The 14,258-nt window shown below is 43.0% G+C and carries 13 protein-coding genes; 6 read left to right on the forward strand and 7 right to left on the reverse strand.

The window, feature by feature from the left end; all coding sequences use genetic code 11:
- Positions 1-26 precede the first annotated feature (26 nt).
- From AC6JA8_RS07460 to AC6JA8_RS07470, 3 genes are all read left to right on the forward strand, one after another.
- Positions 27-644, forward strand: a complete 618-nt coding sequence (locus AC6JA8_RS07460) for a sterol desaturase family protein (RefSeq protein WP_497976500.1) — start codon at positions 27-29, stop codon at positions 642-644.
- A 2-nt stretch (positions 645-646) separates the two neighbouring features.
- Positions 647-1,447, forward strand: a complete 801-nt coding sequence (locus AC6JA8_RS07465) for a phosphatase PAP2 family protein (RefSeq protein WP_497976501.1) — start codon at positions 647-649, stop codon at positions 1,445-1,447.
- A gap of 62 nt (positions 1,448-1,509) precedes the next feature.
- Positions 1,510-2,952, forward strand: coding sequence for an ATP-binding protein (locus AC6JA8_RS07470; RefSeq protein ID WP_497976502.1), 1,443 nt, complete (start codon positions 1,510-1,512; stop codon positions 2,950-2,952).
- Positions 2,953-2,962: 10 nt separating this feature from the next.
- On the opposite strand, the gene AC6JA8_RS07475 is transcribed toward AC6JA8_RS07470, so the two are convergent.
- The 4 genes from AC6JA8_RS07475 to AC6JA8_RS07490 all read right to left on the reverse strand — a co-directional run bounded on the left by AC6JA8_RS07475 (position 2,963) and on the right by AC6JA8_RS07490 (position 7,248).
- Complete coding sequence (locus tag AC6JA8_RS07475) at positions 2,963-3,952, reverse strand: NAD-dependent epimerase/dehydratase family protein (RefSeq protein ID WP_497976503.1); 990 nt, start codon at positions 3,950-3,952, stop codon at positions 2,963-2,965.
- Positions 3,952-5,079: a hypothetical protein gene (locus AC6JA8_RS07480; protein ID WP_497976504.1), complete on the reverse strand. Its 1,128-nt coding sequence runs from the start codon at positions 5,077-5,079 to the stop codon at positions 3,952-3,954. The genes AC6JA8_RS07475 and AC6JA8_RS07480 overlap by 1 nt, the downstream gene beginning before the upstream one ends.
- A 5-nt stretch (positions 5,080-5,084) precedes the next feature.
- On the reverse strand, positions 5,085-6,347 hold the full coding sequence (spt, locus tag AC6JA8_RS07485) for a serine palmitoyltransferase (protein WP_497976505.1): 1,263 nt from the start codon (positions 6,345-6,347) through the stop codon (positions 5,085-5,087).
- A gap of 130 nt (positions 6,348-6,477) precedes the next feature.
- Positions 6,478-7,248, reverse strand: coding sequence for a hypothetical protein (locus AC6JA8_RS07490; RefSeq protein WP_102243214.1), 771 nt, complete (start codon positions 7,246-7,248; stop codon positions 6,478-6,480).
- A 102-nt stretch (positions 7,249-7,350) separates the two neighbouring features.
- On the opposite strand from AC6JA8_RS07490, the gene AC6JA8_RS07495 reads away from it, so the two are divergent.
- The 3 genes from AC6JA8_RS07495 to AC6JA8_RS07505 are packed head-to-tail and all read left to right on the forward strand — an operon-like array spanning position 7,351 to position 11,253.
- Complete coding sequence (locus tag AC6JA8_RS07495; RefSeq protein ID WP_497976506.1) at positions 7,351-8,181, forward strand: DUF2797 domain-containing protein; 831 nt, start codon at positions 7,351-7,353, stop codon at positions 8,179-8,181.
- A gap of 25 nt (positions 8,182-8,206) precedes the next feature.
- Positions 8,207-10,804: an aminopeptidase N gene (gene pepN, locus AC6JA8_RS07500; RefSeq protein ID WP_497976507.1), complete on the forward strand. Its 2,598-nt coding sequence runs from the start codon at positions 8,207-8,209 to the stop codon at positions 10,802-10,804.
- On the forward strand, positions 10,804-11,253 hold the full coding sequence (locus AC6JA8_RS07505; protein ID WP_497976508.1) for a DUF4442 domain-containing protein: 450 nt from the start codon (positions 10,804-10,806) through the stop codon (positions 11,251-11,253). Before pepN ends, AC6JA8_RS07505 begins: the two co-directional genes overlap by 1 nt.
- Here the strand turns inward: AC6JA8_RS07505 and AC6JA8_RS07510 are convergent.
- The 3 genes from AC6JA8_RS07510 to fbaA form a co-directional block, all read right to left on the reverse strand.
- Positions 11,250-11,603 (reverse strand): hypothetical protein, encoded by a 354-nt coding sequence (locus AC6JA8_RS07510; RefSeq protein ID WP_497976509.1) that lies wholly within the window; start codon positions 11,601-11,603, stop codon positions 11,250-11,252. The two genes, AC6JA8_RS07505 and AC6JA8_RS07510, sit on opposite strands and share 4 nt — an antisense overlap.
- Before the next feature lie 21 nt (positions 11,604-11,624).
- Positions 11,625-13,076 carry a hypothetical protein gene (locus AC6JA8_RS07515; RefSeq protein ID WP_497976510.1) on the reverse strand — a complete coding sequence of 484 codons (1,452 nt, stop codon included), beginning with the start codon at positions 13,074-13,076 and terminating at the stop codon, positions 11,625-11,627.
- A gap of 91 nt (positions 13,077-13,167) precedes the next feature.
- Positions 13,168-14,193, reverse strand: coding sequence for a class II fructose-bisphosphate aldolase (gene fbaA, locus AC6JA8_RS07520; RefSeq protein WP_497976511.1), 1,026 nt, complete (start codon positions 14,191-14,193; stop codon positions 13,168-13,170).
- Between the last annotated feature and the right edge of the window lie 65 nt (positions 14,194-14,258).

Genomic DNA, 14,258 nt, shown 5'->3' on the forward strand with positions numbered 1-14,258 from the left:
AGAGCTTTTATTATAATTATAGGGCCATGAAAAAGCACAATGGCGAATCTATCAGGATCTTTAAGAATCCTATCCTTGAATCCTTCACTCACGTTCATCCGATCGTGCCGCTGCTCTTATGGACACCGGTCATTTTGTTTTTACTCTATCGTGGAGCAACTGTAAAAGGTGTAACAAGTGCTGAGTTTGTTTTTCTTTTCTTCTTTGGTTTAATTCTTTGGACATTCATGGAGTACATTCTTCATCGTTATGTTTTTCACTGGGACGCTAAAAGCCGCGCGGGAAAATATTTTGTTTTCCTTTTCCACGGTCTTCACCACGATGACCCTCAAGACCCGACGAGACTGGTGATGCCACCGGTTCCGGCGATATTAATTTTTTTCCTCCTGTGGAGTTTTTTCTCCCTGTTTTTCCCGGATAAATACCTGGGCGTTATCATGGCCTATTTTATGGTGGGATACCTTTGTTACGACTACATTCACTATGCAACTCACCACTTTGCGATGACATCAAAAGTAGGGAAGTACCTTAGAAAATACCACCTTCAGCACCACTACTCTGGTGAGAGAAGCAAGTACGGCGTCAGCTCTCCTCTTTGGGACTACGTGTTTAAAACAACAACAGGACCTAAGGACCATCACTGATCATGAAACGCGCTCTATACGTACTTTTGTTTCTTTTGTTTTCTAAAAATCTTTCAGCGGCAGACCTAACAGCAGAGACCTATTGGGAAGGGTTAAAGTCTTCAGTGACTTTACTTTACCAAGGCTCTTACATGCAGTTCACAGCGGAAAATAACCTGTACTATGCAGGAGCTGCCGTGCCAGCACTTTGGTATTCATTTGAAGAAGACAAGCGCATCACTCATCACCAAATGAAAAAGCGCATTCCCAAATATATGCAGGTCGCAAGTGACCTGGCCCCAGTGCTTAGTTTTCCCATTATTCCCATTACGGCCTTTTCTTTGGGAGTGAAGTACGACAGTCCTAAGTCCGTCCAGTTTGCCAAGGAAACATTTGCCACGATGTACCTGGCGTTGGTTGAATCAGCGGCCTTGAGTGTGATTGATATCCATGAAAGACCAAAAAAAGATAAACTCTCAAAGTGGGAAACCAATTTTAGAGGAAAGTCATCTTTCCCTTCAGGGCATGTTGTTCCTTATGCGGCCCTAACATTAAAAACGCTGCAATTTTATGGGCCTTATTGGGCAGCTGTCCCCGGCGCTCTTTTTGTCGCGACATCATTTCAGCGAATCAGAGACGGGAAACACTATCTTTCCGATGTGGTTGGAGGGTTTTTTCTTACAGCATTCGCGGCCGAAGGTGTAAGAAAAGCGGGTAAGTACCAAGAGACTGACACCGCTTATAAATCCATCTTTGACACCTACCGAATTGGCTACACTGCTTATGAAGGTGTCGTTGGGCCAATGATTAGTTTTGATTGGTAAATTTCTTAATCTTTTTGTTTTCTTAAATTTTGAAAGGGCGCATAAGGTGCTACGCTAATACCATGACCAAGTCTAAGAATTTTTTTGAAAAGCTGAGTATCACGCAGGAGCTGATTATTAGCGTTATTGCGGTCATTTTTTTGATGATCTCGCTTCTTGGTTTTATCGTTGCAAAAGCTCTGATTAAAAGTAACGAAGAAAAAATCGCATGGCAGAAAAAATCTAACCTGCAAATTGCGACTAGCCTTCTGGCCGATCCGATTTGGACGGTCGATACCAACAACATTAAAAATGCCGCTTCAACATTCGTCCGCGACGACAACCAAATTATCGCTGTCCGCGTTCTCGATGAGTACGGAGACATCCTGGTTGAAAGCCGCGATCACACTGTCGCGGGGATTGAGTTTAAGGAACTTTTAAAAACAAAGAACCGCTTTCTTGATGCCGGTGATATCAAAAGAAACAACGAAAAAATCGGAAGCATCGAATTCATCTACTCAACTCAGAAGTTTAACGATGAGTTGACCTGGTTAATTATTAAATTAGGTTTTTCATTCTTTTTAGTTGGTCTGGGCTTCGGTTTGATTATCCTTTGGCGCTTAAAGAAAACAATCACTGAGCCAGTTAACAGAATTGTAGAAGGCTCTAAAAAGATTGCCGAGGGTAACTACCAGTTCCAGGTAGAAGAAGAATATGTTCTTGAGTTCCAGCAAATCGCCCAGGCACTAAACGTGGCGATCCGTGCGATTAACGAGCGCGACCTGGAGTTAAAACGCCAGATCATCAAGGCCGAACTTGCGACCAAAGCTAAATCAAATTTCGTATCGACCATGTCCCACGAGATCAGGACTCCGCTAAACGCTATTATCGGTTTAACAGAGTTGACTCTGGATTCAGAATTAACTGGAGACCAAAGAGATAACTTAGAGACTGCCAAGCTTTCAGCAGACTCACTTCTTTCCATCATCAACGACATCCTGGATTTCTCGAAAATTGAAGCGGGGAGACTGGAGCTTGAAACTCTCGATTTTGATATGATTGATGTGCTTCAGGAATGCGAGAAAATCCTTTCACTTTCAGCGAAGAAAAAATCTATCGGTCTGAGATTGTATTTTGCTTTAGAAGAAAATTATCTTTTTAAAGGTGACCCATTCAGGATTAAGCAGATTCTTCTTAACCTGATCAACAACGCTATTAAGTTCACTCCGGAAGGAGGAGAAGTTCATGTCCGCCTGGATATCATTGACCGCAATAACCAAGCGGCCCTGATTCGTTTTGAAGTTCAGGACACAGGGATTGGTATTGATAAAAACAAGATGGAAAATCTATTTGAAGCTTTCAGCCAGGAAGACCAAAGCACGACTCGCAAATTTGGTGGAACAGGGCTGGGTCTTTCAATTTCAAAACGCCTGATTGATCTCATGGGTGGGATGATTGGAGTTGATAGTGAAGTGAATGTGGGAAGTACATTCTGGTTTCAGATTCGTTTAAAAGAAGGAAAATAAGAGAGTTCTTCTAAATCCAGTTGCGGGATTTATAATCTATTAAAGTCACAGTGATCGTTCTCTCAATGTCGTAGTTATAGACTTGCCCCAATTCTTTTTCTGTTTTTGCTCCATCACACGTCCAGTTTGTGGCCGCGAATTCATGGTATTTATCTGGGGTCAGGCGCAGAGGATGTGGGAAGAGCTTATAAATGAAATCGAGAATGATAGTCAGGAGTTTAACTAAAAAAAGTGGCATCGGCAGATAGATCAGCCAGTTTTTCTTCAGTTGCTTTTTAATCTCTAAAATAAGCTCGTTAAAAGTCACGACCTGCGGGTGAGAGCTGTAGTAAACGGTCGTCTTTTTTTCTTCGATCACTTTGACAATCGTATTCACTAAATCAAAAACGCAAACGAAACTGTAGAGTTTTTCCTTTGAGCCAAAACCTGGAAGCAGGATCACTCCACTTTGAACCATTTTAAAAATATCTAAAACGGCAGCGTCGCGGGGACCAATCACCATTGGTGGTCTGATGACCGCGAGGTCAAAAGTTTTTGGGGCCACTTCTTTAAGCACTTCTTCGGCCTGTTTTTTAGATCTTCCGTAAATGCTTACTGGAAGATCCATGTCGTTTTCATTTCTCTTTTCAGTGCCGGCACTAGGGCCTGCGGCCGCGAGAGAAGAGATGAGAACGAAGTGCAGGGAAGTGTATTTCTTTTTTAAGTTGTTAACTAAGTTGCGCGTGCCTTCTGTATTTACGCGGTAGAATTCATCGGTGCGGTAGGCGTGGACGATTCCCGCAGTGTGCACACATGTATTTAAATCAGCAGGAAGAGTCTCAACCCACGATAAGTTATCCTGATCGAGGTCACCTTTTACGACTTGCAGACGCTCGTGCGCAGAAAGAGCAAGCTTCTTTGGGTTTCTCACCAAAGCAAAGACATCGTGCCCGTCTTTTAAAAGTCTTTCAATAAGGTGGCCGCCGACAAAACCACTGGCGCCGGTGACGAGAATTTTCATTAGAGGGCCTTTTCAACCAAGCGGTAGCGTTTGTAAGCAGGGCCAGACATTCTGATAAGTGGCTTGTTCATTTCCACATTTGTTTCCAGAATCCAGCTGAGCTCAACGTTTTTGATACGCGGGTTTTGTTGAATAGAAACCTGCAAGTTTTTGTAAAGCAGAGTCTCTAGTCCCATTTTTCTGTATTCTTTTTTGACTCCCATCATAATGACGCGTGCGCGGTTGATGCGGGATTTGGCCGTTAGAAGTTTAAAGATTGCAACTGGGCCTAAGCGACCACTTGGGATCGTTTTAAAAACCTGGTTTAAGTCTGGAAGAGCTAGGATAAAACCAGCTTCTTTTCCGTCCACCATTGCGTATTGGATAAGTGTTGGGTCGACGATGGCCTTAAGGTCTTTGGCCGTATGATCAAATTCCGCCTTAGTCATAGGAACGAATCCCCAGTTAGCTTCCCAGGCAGAGTTATAAATTTCAAAAATAATTTCGAGTTCTTTCTTCCAGTTTTTTAAATCAACAGTTCTGTAAGTAACTTTTGATTTCTTTTCTGTTCTGGCCGCAATGTCCACAATGATCTGCGGTAGTTTGATGTCTGGAGACAGATTGTAAGCAAGAAGGTCCATCGCTTTAGCAAAACCCATTTGGTTAAAAAGAGTTTCGTAGTAAGGAGGATTGTAGGTCATCATGATTTGTGGAGCATCGTCGTATTTATCAACTAAAAGCCCACACTCGTAGTTTGTTCCCGGGTTCATCGGGCCCTGCATGCTTGTGAGTCCTTTTTTCTTTAAGTACTCAGCGGCCACATTAACTAGCCCTTGGGCCACTTCAAGATCTTCGATGGCCTCGAAACAACCGAAGTGTCCAACGCTGTTGTTTTCATGCTTGTTATAAGTGTAGTTGTGAATCGCCATGATTCTTCCAACGACCTTATCGTTTTTGTAAGCAAGCCACGCCTTAACGTCAGCAGTTTTATAAAACGGGTGTTTTGGATTTAAGAGGTCTTTAAGCGCCATCTTTAAAAGCGGCACCCAGTGAGGATCGTTTTTATAGATCTCCCAAGGGAGATCTATAAAAGCGTTTAAATCTTTTTTATTAGAGAGCTCAATTTCGCGGATGGAGATTTTGCTCATAAGTTTTAGTGAAGGTGGTTAGGGATATCGAAGATTTTCTTCGCTTCAGCAAACACTTCAAGAACTGTTGATAGGTCTTCACGATTGTGTGAGGCCATATAACTTGTTCTGATAAGAGTTTCTCCCTTAGGTACTGCTGGTGGAAGAACCGGAGTACAGAAGACACCCTTAGACTCAAGCCACTTTGTCATCTTTAGAGCTTTCATGTCGTCACCGATGAAAAGCGGGATGATTGGAGTTTGAGACCCGTAAGTGAAGAACCCAAGTTCTTTGAATCCATTTCTCATGAATTCAACGTTAGACCATAGGTTGTTAAGGATTGTTTCATCGTTTTGAACCACATCAATACACGCAGAAACTGTCGCAACAGCAGCTGGTGGCATTGAAGCTGAGAACATGAACGAACGAGCAGAGTGACGAACGTAATCGATAGCATCTTTTGATCCTGAGATCACACCACCGATAGAAGCAAACGACTTAGAGAATGTTCCCATGTTGAAGTCTACGTCTTTTGTTACGTCGAAATGGGCCATTGTCCCGCGACCTTGAGGTCCCATAACCCCTAGACCGTGAGCATCGTCTACGTAGACGTAAGCGCCGTATTTTTTAGCAAGTTTTACAACTTCTGGAAGGCGAAGGATATCACCTGTCATCGAGAAAACCCCATCAGCAACGATGATGACGCGGTTAAAGCGAGACATGTTGCTCTCAAGAAGTTCTTCCAGAGAGGCCATATCGTTGTGCTTGTATTTGAAAGTTGTTCCAAGAGAAAGTCTTGAAGCATCGATGATTGAAGCGTGGTTTTCAGAGTCAAAAAGCATTAAGTCTTTTGGACCACAGATTGCCGAAAGCGCACCAAGGTTTGCTTGCATACCAGTTGAAAAAACGATCGCTTTTTCATGTCCTAAGTAAGTCGCTAGTTTTTCATCAAGTTCTTCGTGGATATTAAGGTTACCGTTTAAAAAACGTGATCCTGTACATCCTGTTCCGTATTTTTCTACTGCTTTAATCGCAGCTTCTTTAACAGCTGGGTGGTGAGTAAGGCCTAGGTAATTGTTAGATCCAATCATGATCTGCTTTTTACCTTTAACAGTTACTGTTGAAGCTTCAGTTTCTTCGATTGCTCTAAAAAAGAAGTATAGATCGTTGTCGCGTAGGAGATTGGCGCGTTCAATGATTTTAGCATCACTAAACGGTTTTTTGCCGCCATTAGAGTTAGTATTGGCCATTTGCTCGCCCTGGAGGTTGTCTTGTAAATTGTGTTTCATAGTATCGGCAAAACTACTCCTCTAGGCCTTCTACGTCAATTAATTATAGGCCTGTATGAAAATAATATCGGGACCAAAGTAGGGCGCCAAAAGTAACTAAAGGGCTTAATAACATTGGGATGGGGAAGACCTATTCGGCCTTCTTGGAAAGGATGGTATCGAACTTTTTCTTCATCTCCTCACCACGGGCTTCGGTCGAGATTTTGATGTAGAGTTCGTCCTCGGTTTTGCGAGGTAGGCCCTTAAAAGAGATCCCTACTTTAAAGCGGCCACTTGGCTTGCCGGCTTCGTCGGCCAGTGGGATATGAACGGCAATTTGAACTGTCGGGATGTGGTAATTTTTGCGGTCAAAGCGCAGGGTGCAGTCGGTAAAGACCTTGCCTTTAGCGAAGCGCTCGACTTCGGCCTGCTCAATGGTAAAGCTGGTTCCACTTACTGAGATATCCAGGGCATCAAAAACCTGGTCGTCGATTTTAAATTGAATAGGGATAACGTCGCTGGCCGCCAGACGGAAGTTACCGCGGGCCTGGCTTTTATAAATGTCCTGCTGGATCTCTAATGAATAAGTCAGGTCTTCCGGATGGAACTTTAGGCGTCCACCAGTAAAGTAGTTGATCTTATCTTCAATAGGGATTTTAACCAGAACCTGTTTGCCGGCCTTGGTGCTACCGGTGATTTTCGTCATCAGTTTCCCGGTTGGCTTAAGCTTGATAATTTTCGGGTTCGGGAAGTATTCAACGGCCTCGTAAATTTCGGCCTCTTCTTCAGATTCGCCCTTCTCCCAGATAGTAAGCGGCGGAGAGTCCTCAAGGGTACAATGCATGCTCATCGTCTCAATAAAATCTTCATGAGAGGCGATTTGAAAGTAATGTTTCTTGTTTGGGTCCTTTTTCTCGCTCATAAATAAACAATCGACAACTTGCGGCCTAAACTTTAATCCTAGTCCATGGGAAGCCCTTAATTTTTGTGACTTTACCTTAATAGTTGAGTAGAATCCGGGGTCATGAGTACATTGAATGGATTTAATCTCGATAAGATGGAGGTCGAACTCCTGGATGGCAAGGCCATTTATAAGCTCTTGACTCCGGAGGGCCCGGTTCTTTTTAACGACTTAATCGGAAAAGACTTAAAGCTCATCTATCACAAGGAAATTAACTGCACGAACTGCGGGAAAAAGACGGCCAAGAGTTATTCTGGGGGCTACTGTTACCCGTGTTCTATCAAGCTCGCTGAGTGCGATATGTGCATTCTTAGACCTGAAACCTGTCATTTTGAAAGAGGGACTTGCCGCCAGCCGGACTGGGGATTAGAGAACTGTATGATTCCTCATTACGTCTACCTGGCCAATTCTTCAGGGCTTAAAGTCGGGATCACTAGAACATCTCAGATTCCTATCCGTTGGATTGATCAGGGAGCGACACAGGCCCTGCCCATTTTGAAAGTGGGGACTCGCTACCAGTCGGGGGTTTTTGAAAAATTACTCTCGAGTGAGGTCAACGATAAGACAGATTGGCGCAAGATGCTTAAGGGCGTGCCGGAAGAAATCGATTTGCAAGCAAAGCGCGATGAACTTTTTGAGCTTTTTGGCGATGATCTCGATGACCTGGAAGGCCAGTTCGGAAGTGATCATGTAAGCATCCTGGAAAATGAAGACGTGATCGACATTGAATACCCGGTACTGACTTACCCGGAAAAAGTCTCTTCCATGTCTTTTGATAAACAAGAGGTCGTGGGCGGTAGGCTCCTCGGTATCAAGGGGCAGTACTTAATTTTTGATGTTGGTGTTATCAACATAAGAAGCCATACTGGCTACAAGGTTCATCTGGAACACTAAATATATTTGGAAATGAGGATTGATTATGAAAACTGACGCACCAAAAGTGATTAAATTAAGCGAGTATAAAAAACCTGATTACCTGGTTGAAACAATCGATTTAGTTCTTCACCTGGACAATACAAAAACTCTGGTTCAGTCGACGATGAAAATCAAGAGAAACACTGACGAAGTGACTCCTTTGATTCTTAACGGAGAAGAGCTGGTTTTAAAATCAATTAAGCTTAACAACGAAACATACACTGATTATGTTCACTCAACAGAAAACCACTCGCTGACTTTAAATAAAGTACCAGCAGAGTTCACGCTGATGATTGAAAATGAAATCAACCCGGAAGCTAATAAGACTCTTGATGGATTATACAAATCAGGAACGATCTTCTGTACACAAAACGAACCGGAAGGATTTAGAAGAATCACTTTCTACGTTGACCGCCCGGACAACATGGCGAAGTTCACGACAAAAATCGTAGCCGATAAAAAACTTTATCCAATCCTTCTTTCTAACGGTAACCCGATTGCTCGCGGTGACCTTGAAGGTGGAAAGCATTTCGTGACTTGGGAAGACCCGTTTAAAAAGCCTGCTTATCTCTACGCGCTTGTTGCTGGAGACCTGGGGGTTATTAAAGATACTTTTAAAACAAAATCAGGACGCAATGTTGCTTTAGAAATCTACTGCGACAAAGGAAATGAAAATAAGTGTCACCACGCAATGGAGTCACTGAAGAAATCAATGAAGTGGGACGAGGATCGTTTTGGTCTTGAGTACGATCTTGATATTTACATGATCGTAGCCGTTGATGCTTTCAACATGGGAGCGATGGAGAATAAAGGTCTAAACATCTTTAACTCTGCTTACGTTCTTGCTGATCAAAAATCAGCGACTGATACAAACTTCTACGGGATCGAATCAGTGATCGGTCACGAGTACTTCCACAACTGGACAGGAAACAGAATCACTTGCCGCGACTGGTTCCAGTTAACACTTAAAGAAGGCCTAACAGTATTTCGCGATCAGGAATTCTCTGCTGACATGAACTCAAGAAGTGTTGAGAGAATCCAGTCGGTCATGGGTCTTCGTGCAGCTCAGTTTGCTGAAGATGCAGGTCCAACATCTCATCCGATTAAGCCAGCGACGTACATGGAAATTAACAATTTCTATACGGCAACGATCTATGAGAAAGGGGCCGAAGTTATCCGCATGATCCAGACTCTTTTAGGAATTGATGGATTTAGAAAAGGGATGGACAAGTACTTCGAGCTTTTCGACGGACAAGCAGTAAGAACAGAAGACTTTATCCATGCGATGAGCGTGGCCAATAACAATTTTGATTTTACTCAGTTTAAAAACTGGTATGGCCAAAACGGAACACCGTTATTGAAAGCGACATCGAAATACGATGAAGCAGCTAAGCGTTTTACGCTGACACTGACTCAGACTCTTCCGGCAAATGCGCCAAAAGATGCCAAAGCTTATCATATGCCAGTGAGAGTGGGATTGATTGACAGCACAGGAAAAGATGTTGCGACAAAGGTTCTTGAGTTAAAAGAAACAACTCAAGACTTCGTGTTTGAAAACATCACTTCAAAACCAATTGCTTCCGTTAACCGCGAGTTTTCAGCTCCGGTTAAGTTAACAACTGACTTAACTTTTGATGAACAATTATTCTTGATGGCCCACGACTCAGATTCGTTTAACCGTTTTGAAGCGGCCCAGGTTGTGTCGACAAAACTGATCTTAGATTTAATTGAAGATGCAAAGGCAAAGAGAACGCTTGAGTTAAATTCAAAATACGTTGAAGCATTCGGAAAAATTCTTGCTGATAACACGATTGATGAAGCGTTCAAGGCGCTTTCAATGTCGATTCCGGGAGAAGGTGTTCTTCACCAGGAGCAAGCTGAGATTGCTTACCCGGAAACTGAAGCCGTTCGCACTTTTGTAAAAAAGACTCTGGCGACAGCTCACCAGGATACATTGGTAAAACTTTATAAATCGATTGAGCAAAAAGAATACAAGCTTGATCCTAAGTCAATGGGACAGCGCGACCTGAAGAATAAGTGTCTTGATCTTCTTTCATACGTGGAAGGTGGCAAGTACAACTCACTTGCTTTTGATCACTTCAAAACAGCAACGAACATGACAGATGAGATCGGAGCGCTGACAACAATTGTTCACGCTAACTCTGTTCATAAAGATGAAGCGCTTAAAGCTTTCTACGACAAATGGAAACACGAGACACTCGTTATGCAAAAATGGCTAACAGTACAAGCGAGTGCTTCTCATGAGTCGACATACGATGCGATCTTGAAGCTGGAAAAAGACGCTGTCTACGACCGCACGATCCCGAACTTGGTGCGCGCACTTCTTGGTCAATTTGTAGCGACCAACAAGGTTCAGTTTAACCACCCATCTGGACGCGGTTATAAACTGGTTGCGGATCGCCTGTTAGAGCTGGATAAATTAAACCCACAGGTGGCTTCACGCCTGGCTTCGGGCTTTAAGGATTTCAAGCGCACACCTAAAGCGCTTCAAGACCTGATGAGACCAGAGCTTGAGAGAATCATCAAAACTGATGGGCTTTCAAAGAACGTTTACGAGATCGTTTCTAAGATTTTAGGTTAATGAATCTCAGGCAAAAAATCCTTTTTAAAATAATGAACTTCTGGCCTCCTTTTTGGGGGGCCGGGATTCGTATTGACCACGTTTCAAATGATTTTTTAGAAGTCGATGTCTCACTCAAGCTTAGGTTTTGGAACCGCAACTACGTGGGGACAGCTTACGGAGGCTCTCTTTATTCGATGACTGACCCTTTTTACATGCTGATGCTAATTCAGCTTTTAGGAAGAGGGTATATTGTGTGGGATAAGGCCGCTTCAATCAGGTTCAAAAGACCTGGAACGACAAAAGTTTTTGCTCAATTCAGGCTGACGCGCGAACAGGTCGAAGGCTATAAAGAAGAGTTAAAAGGCAAACATAAAATCGAGCCAGTACTTACTGTGTATATCAAAGACGATGAAGGCAATGTGATTGCTGAAGTCGACAAAACAATCTACATCAAAAAGAAACTCTAGTTTTTTCTACAAACTGTTTTTTTATCAAGTGTAAAACCTGTGTCTCCAGGTTTTAGGGGATCGGGGATGCGAAAATCAATTGAGATGATGTTCTCAGTTGTTCCTTTTTGTCCGTCTAATTTATCCAGCAGAAGTTTAACTGTGACATCGCGGTCGATGTGGCCGGCGATTTTTCCCTGTTCAAGCCTGGGCATACTGATGACGTATTCAGATTGAGTCTTTTCGTTGACAATGAGTTTGATTCCATCTTCTTTAGCGCGCACGACTCCCTTAGCGGTGTACTCTCCGCACTCAGTGATGAGGGCAGCATTAAGTGATGCCGGAAGTAGGAGAAGAAGAAAATATTTCATGAGACCTGAGTTCCTAAAAAATTAAAATACAATTTTACGGCAGGGATCATCGACGTTCATCGATTGTTTCTGACGATAGAGTTCATCGTAAAACTTCTTTTCTTGTAAGGCAATTTTTTCAGCAGTATCGCGGTTATTTCCGATTTGCTGAACCAGTTTTTTCCCATCTTCTTTTGCTGTTTTTAAGTTTGGAAATTTAGTGATGATTTCCTGCTGCTTCTTCTTGATTTGATTCCATACCTGAAAGATGGCGTCGTCTTGAGCTATGTCCAGCGCAGTTCTTTTTTTATCGGCGCGGTATTTTGCAAGATTTGCCAGAGTTTTGTCTGGTTCCAGATTTAACATTTGTCCCCAGGTAAAATCGAGAGACCAATCTCTCACTTTTTTACCATTGAGCATAATTGGAGCGGAGAAAACCTCCTTTTTATTGACTGCAAGAGCTCCAATCGAATTGGCCGTTCTTAGGATTTCATCCTGTTGTCTTTTGTAGTCGAGAAGAAGTTTTTTTAACTCTTCTCCGTTATATCCTTTTTTTGTTCCTCTGGCCGCCGCTTGAAGCCTGTCGATCTGGGCAAAGAGAGCGCTGAATTGTTGATCTCTCACACAAGTAACGCAGTCACTTGAGTTCTTGAGCATGTAATCTGTCAGCTTATCAGCTTTCGGATCGTAGTAGTAAAGGTAAGGAGTGATATTAGCATAAACTTCCGCAGTGATCTCTTCACCTTCGTCAGTTGAAATCATAGGGTAGGCAGCATCTCTGGTATCAGCGCGCGCATTTAAAAAGGCCATTTCTAATGTCGTTCCTTTTTTGAGGTTCTTCATCAATTGTCCGGAAAAAGCACTGTCGCCGGCGTATCCGTAATGATTTGGCCCTGTGGCTGTAATAATACAAGTGTTGGGAGCGTCCTTTTTGAGCGCCATTGTATTTCCCGAGTGGCAGCTAAGGTCAACAAGTCCAAGCCTGATGCCCTTTTCATTGGTGAGTTTAACCAGCTCTTCCAGGTCATCCATGCTTACAAGCTGTGTTCCTGAAAGACTATTAAGGTCAGTGGCCTCTCCACCGGAAGCGGCCACTGAGTGAGTTTTTTTATTTCCAACTTTTGCGGCCCCGTGAGTGTTCATGATAATCATAAGCTGATCGCCGGACTTAATATCACCAAGAAGAATACGGGCCTTGTATTCCTCAATCATTTTTTTGTAGTTCTCTGGAGTGAAATTTGAAATAGGTGCAACTGGAGTAGGGTACTCAGAACTCATCAACTGTTCTGTCTCCGCGTGTCCTCCGTTAAATGAAATCTGATACTGCCAATCAGTTCCTTTGAGATTTTTTCCCAGTGTCTTCATCGTGCTGTCGAAGATCGTTGAGTTTCCTTGAGGCTCACCACCGCCACCCATGATGGCCATGAAGCTTTCCGCTTTTAGAGTTGTTGATGAAAGAAGGATTGAAGCGAGGATCAGTGTTTTAATTTTCATCCAATCATTAAAACATAAGAGGCTGATTTGGTTCAAGAAAATTGCCCCCCTTCGAGGAGAGTCCCAGAAGAGGGGGGGCAACTATTAGATATTATTGAAGTAAACTTTTTCCAGTTGATTTTAAATCGTCACAAGCTGTGGCAATTCTTTCTGTCATCATTTTCTCAGCAGACTTCATCCACTCGCGAGGGTCGTAGTGTTTTTTCGATCCAACTTCTCCGTCAACTTTTAAAACTTTGTCGTAGTTCTTCAACATGAAGTCTACAACTGGTCTTGTGTATGCGTATTGAGTGTCAGTGTCGATGTTCATTTTAATTACACCGTAACCTAGAGTTTCGTGAATTTCAGAAAGCTCACTTCCAGATCCACCGTGGAAAACTAAAAAGTGTTCAGCTTCAGCACCGAAAGCTTTTTTTACAGCGTCCTGACCATCTTTTAGGATTGTCGGGCGAAGTTTTACGTTTCCTGGCTTATAAACACCGTGTACGTTTCCAAAAGTCGCAGCGTACATGAATGTTCCGATAGGGCGAAGAGCTTTTGCGATCTCTACCATTTCTTCTGGAGTCGTATAGAGTTTGTCAGCAGGAGCGTGTTCGTTATTAACACCGTCTTCTTCTCCACCAACAACACCAGTTTCGACTTCAAGAATAAGTTCGCTTTTAGCAAATCTCTCAAGAAGTTCTTTTGATTTTTTGATGTTTTCATTTAACGGAAGTTCCGAACCATCAAACATGTGTGAGTTAAATAAATTTGGAAGACCTTTTGCACGTCTTTTTTCTGTTTCTTCAACCAGTGGAAGCATAAAGCTGTCTACGTATTGAGGGTGGCAGTGATCTGTGTGAAGGGCGATTAGAATATTGTATTTTTCGGCCATCAAGTGGACGTGCTGAGCGATAGAAATAGCCCCTAGTGCCATATCTCCTACGCCTTGCCCAGAAGCGAATTTCCCGCCTCCCGTAGACACTTGAATGATACCATCAGACTTTTTATCGGCGAAGGCCTTTAGTGCGGCATTGGCCGTCGACATAGAAGTCACGTTAATGGCCGGATATGCGTACCCGCCGGCTTTTGCTCTCTCTAGCATTTGTTTATATTGTTTAGGTGTGGCGACTGGCATTATATCTCCTTGGTACTTATTTGCAGAACTATTTGGGAGAGAGTTTATCTTTTACGTCTCTTATT

The organism is Bacteriovorax sp. HI3 (assembly GCF_059738875.1).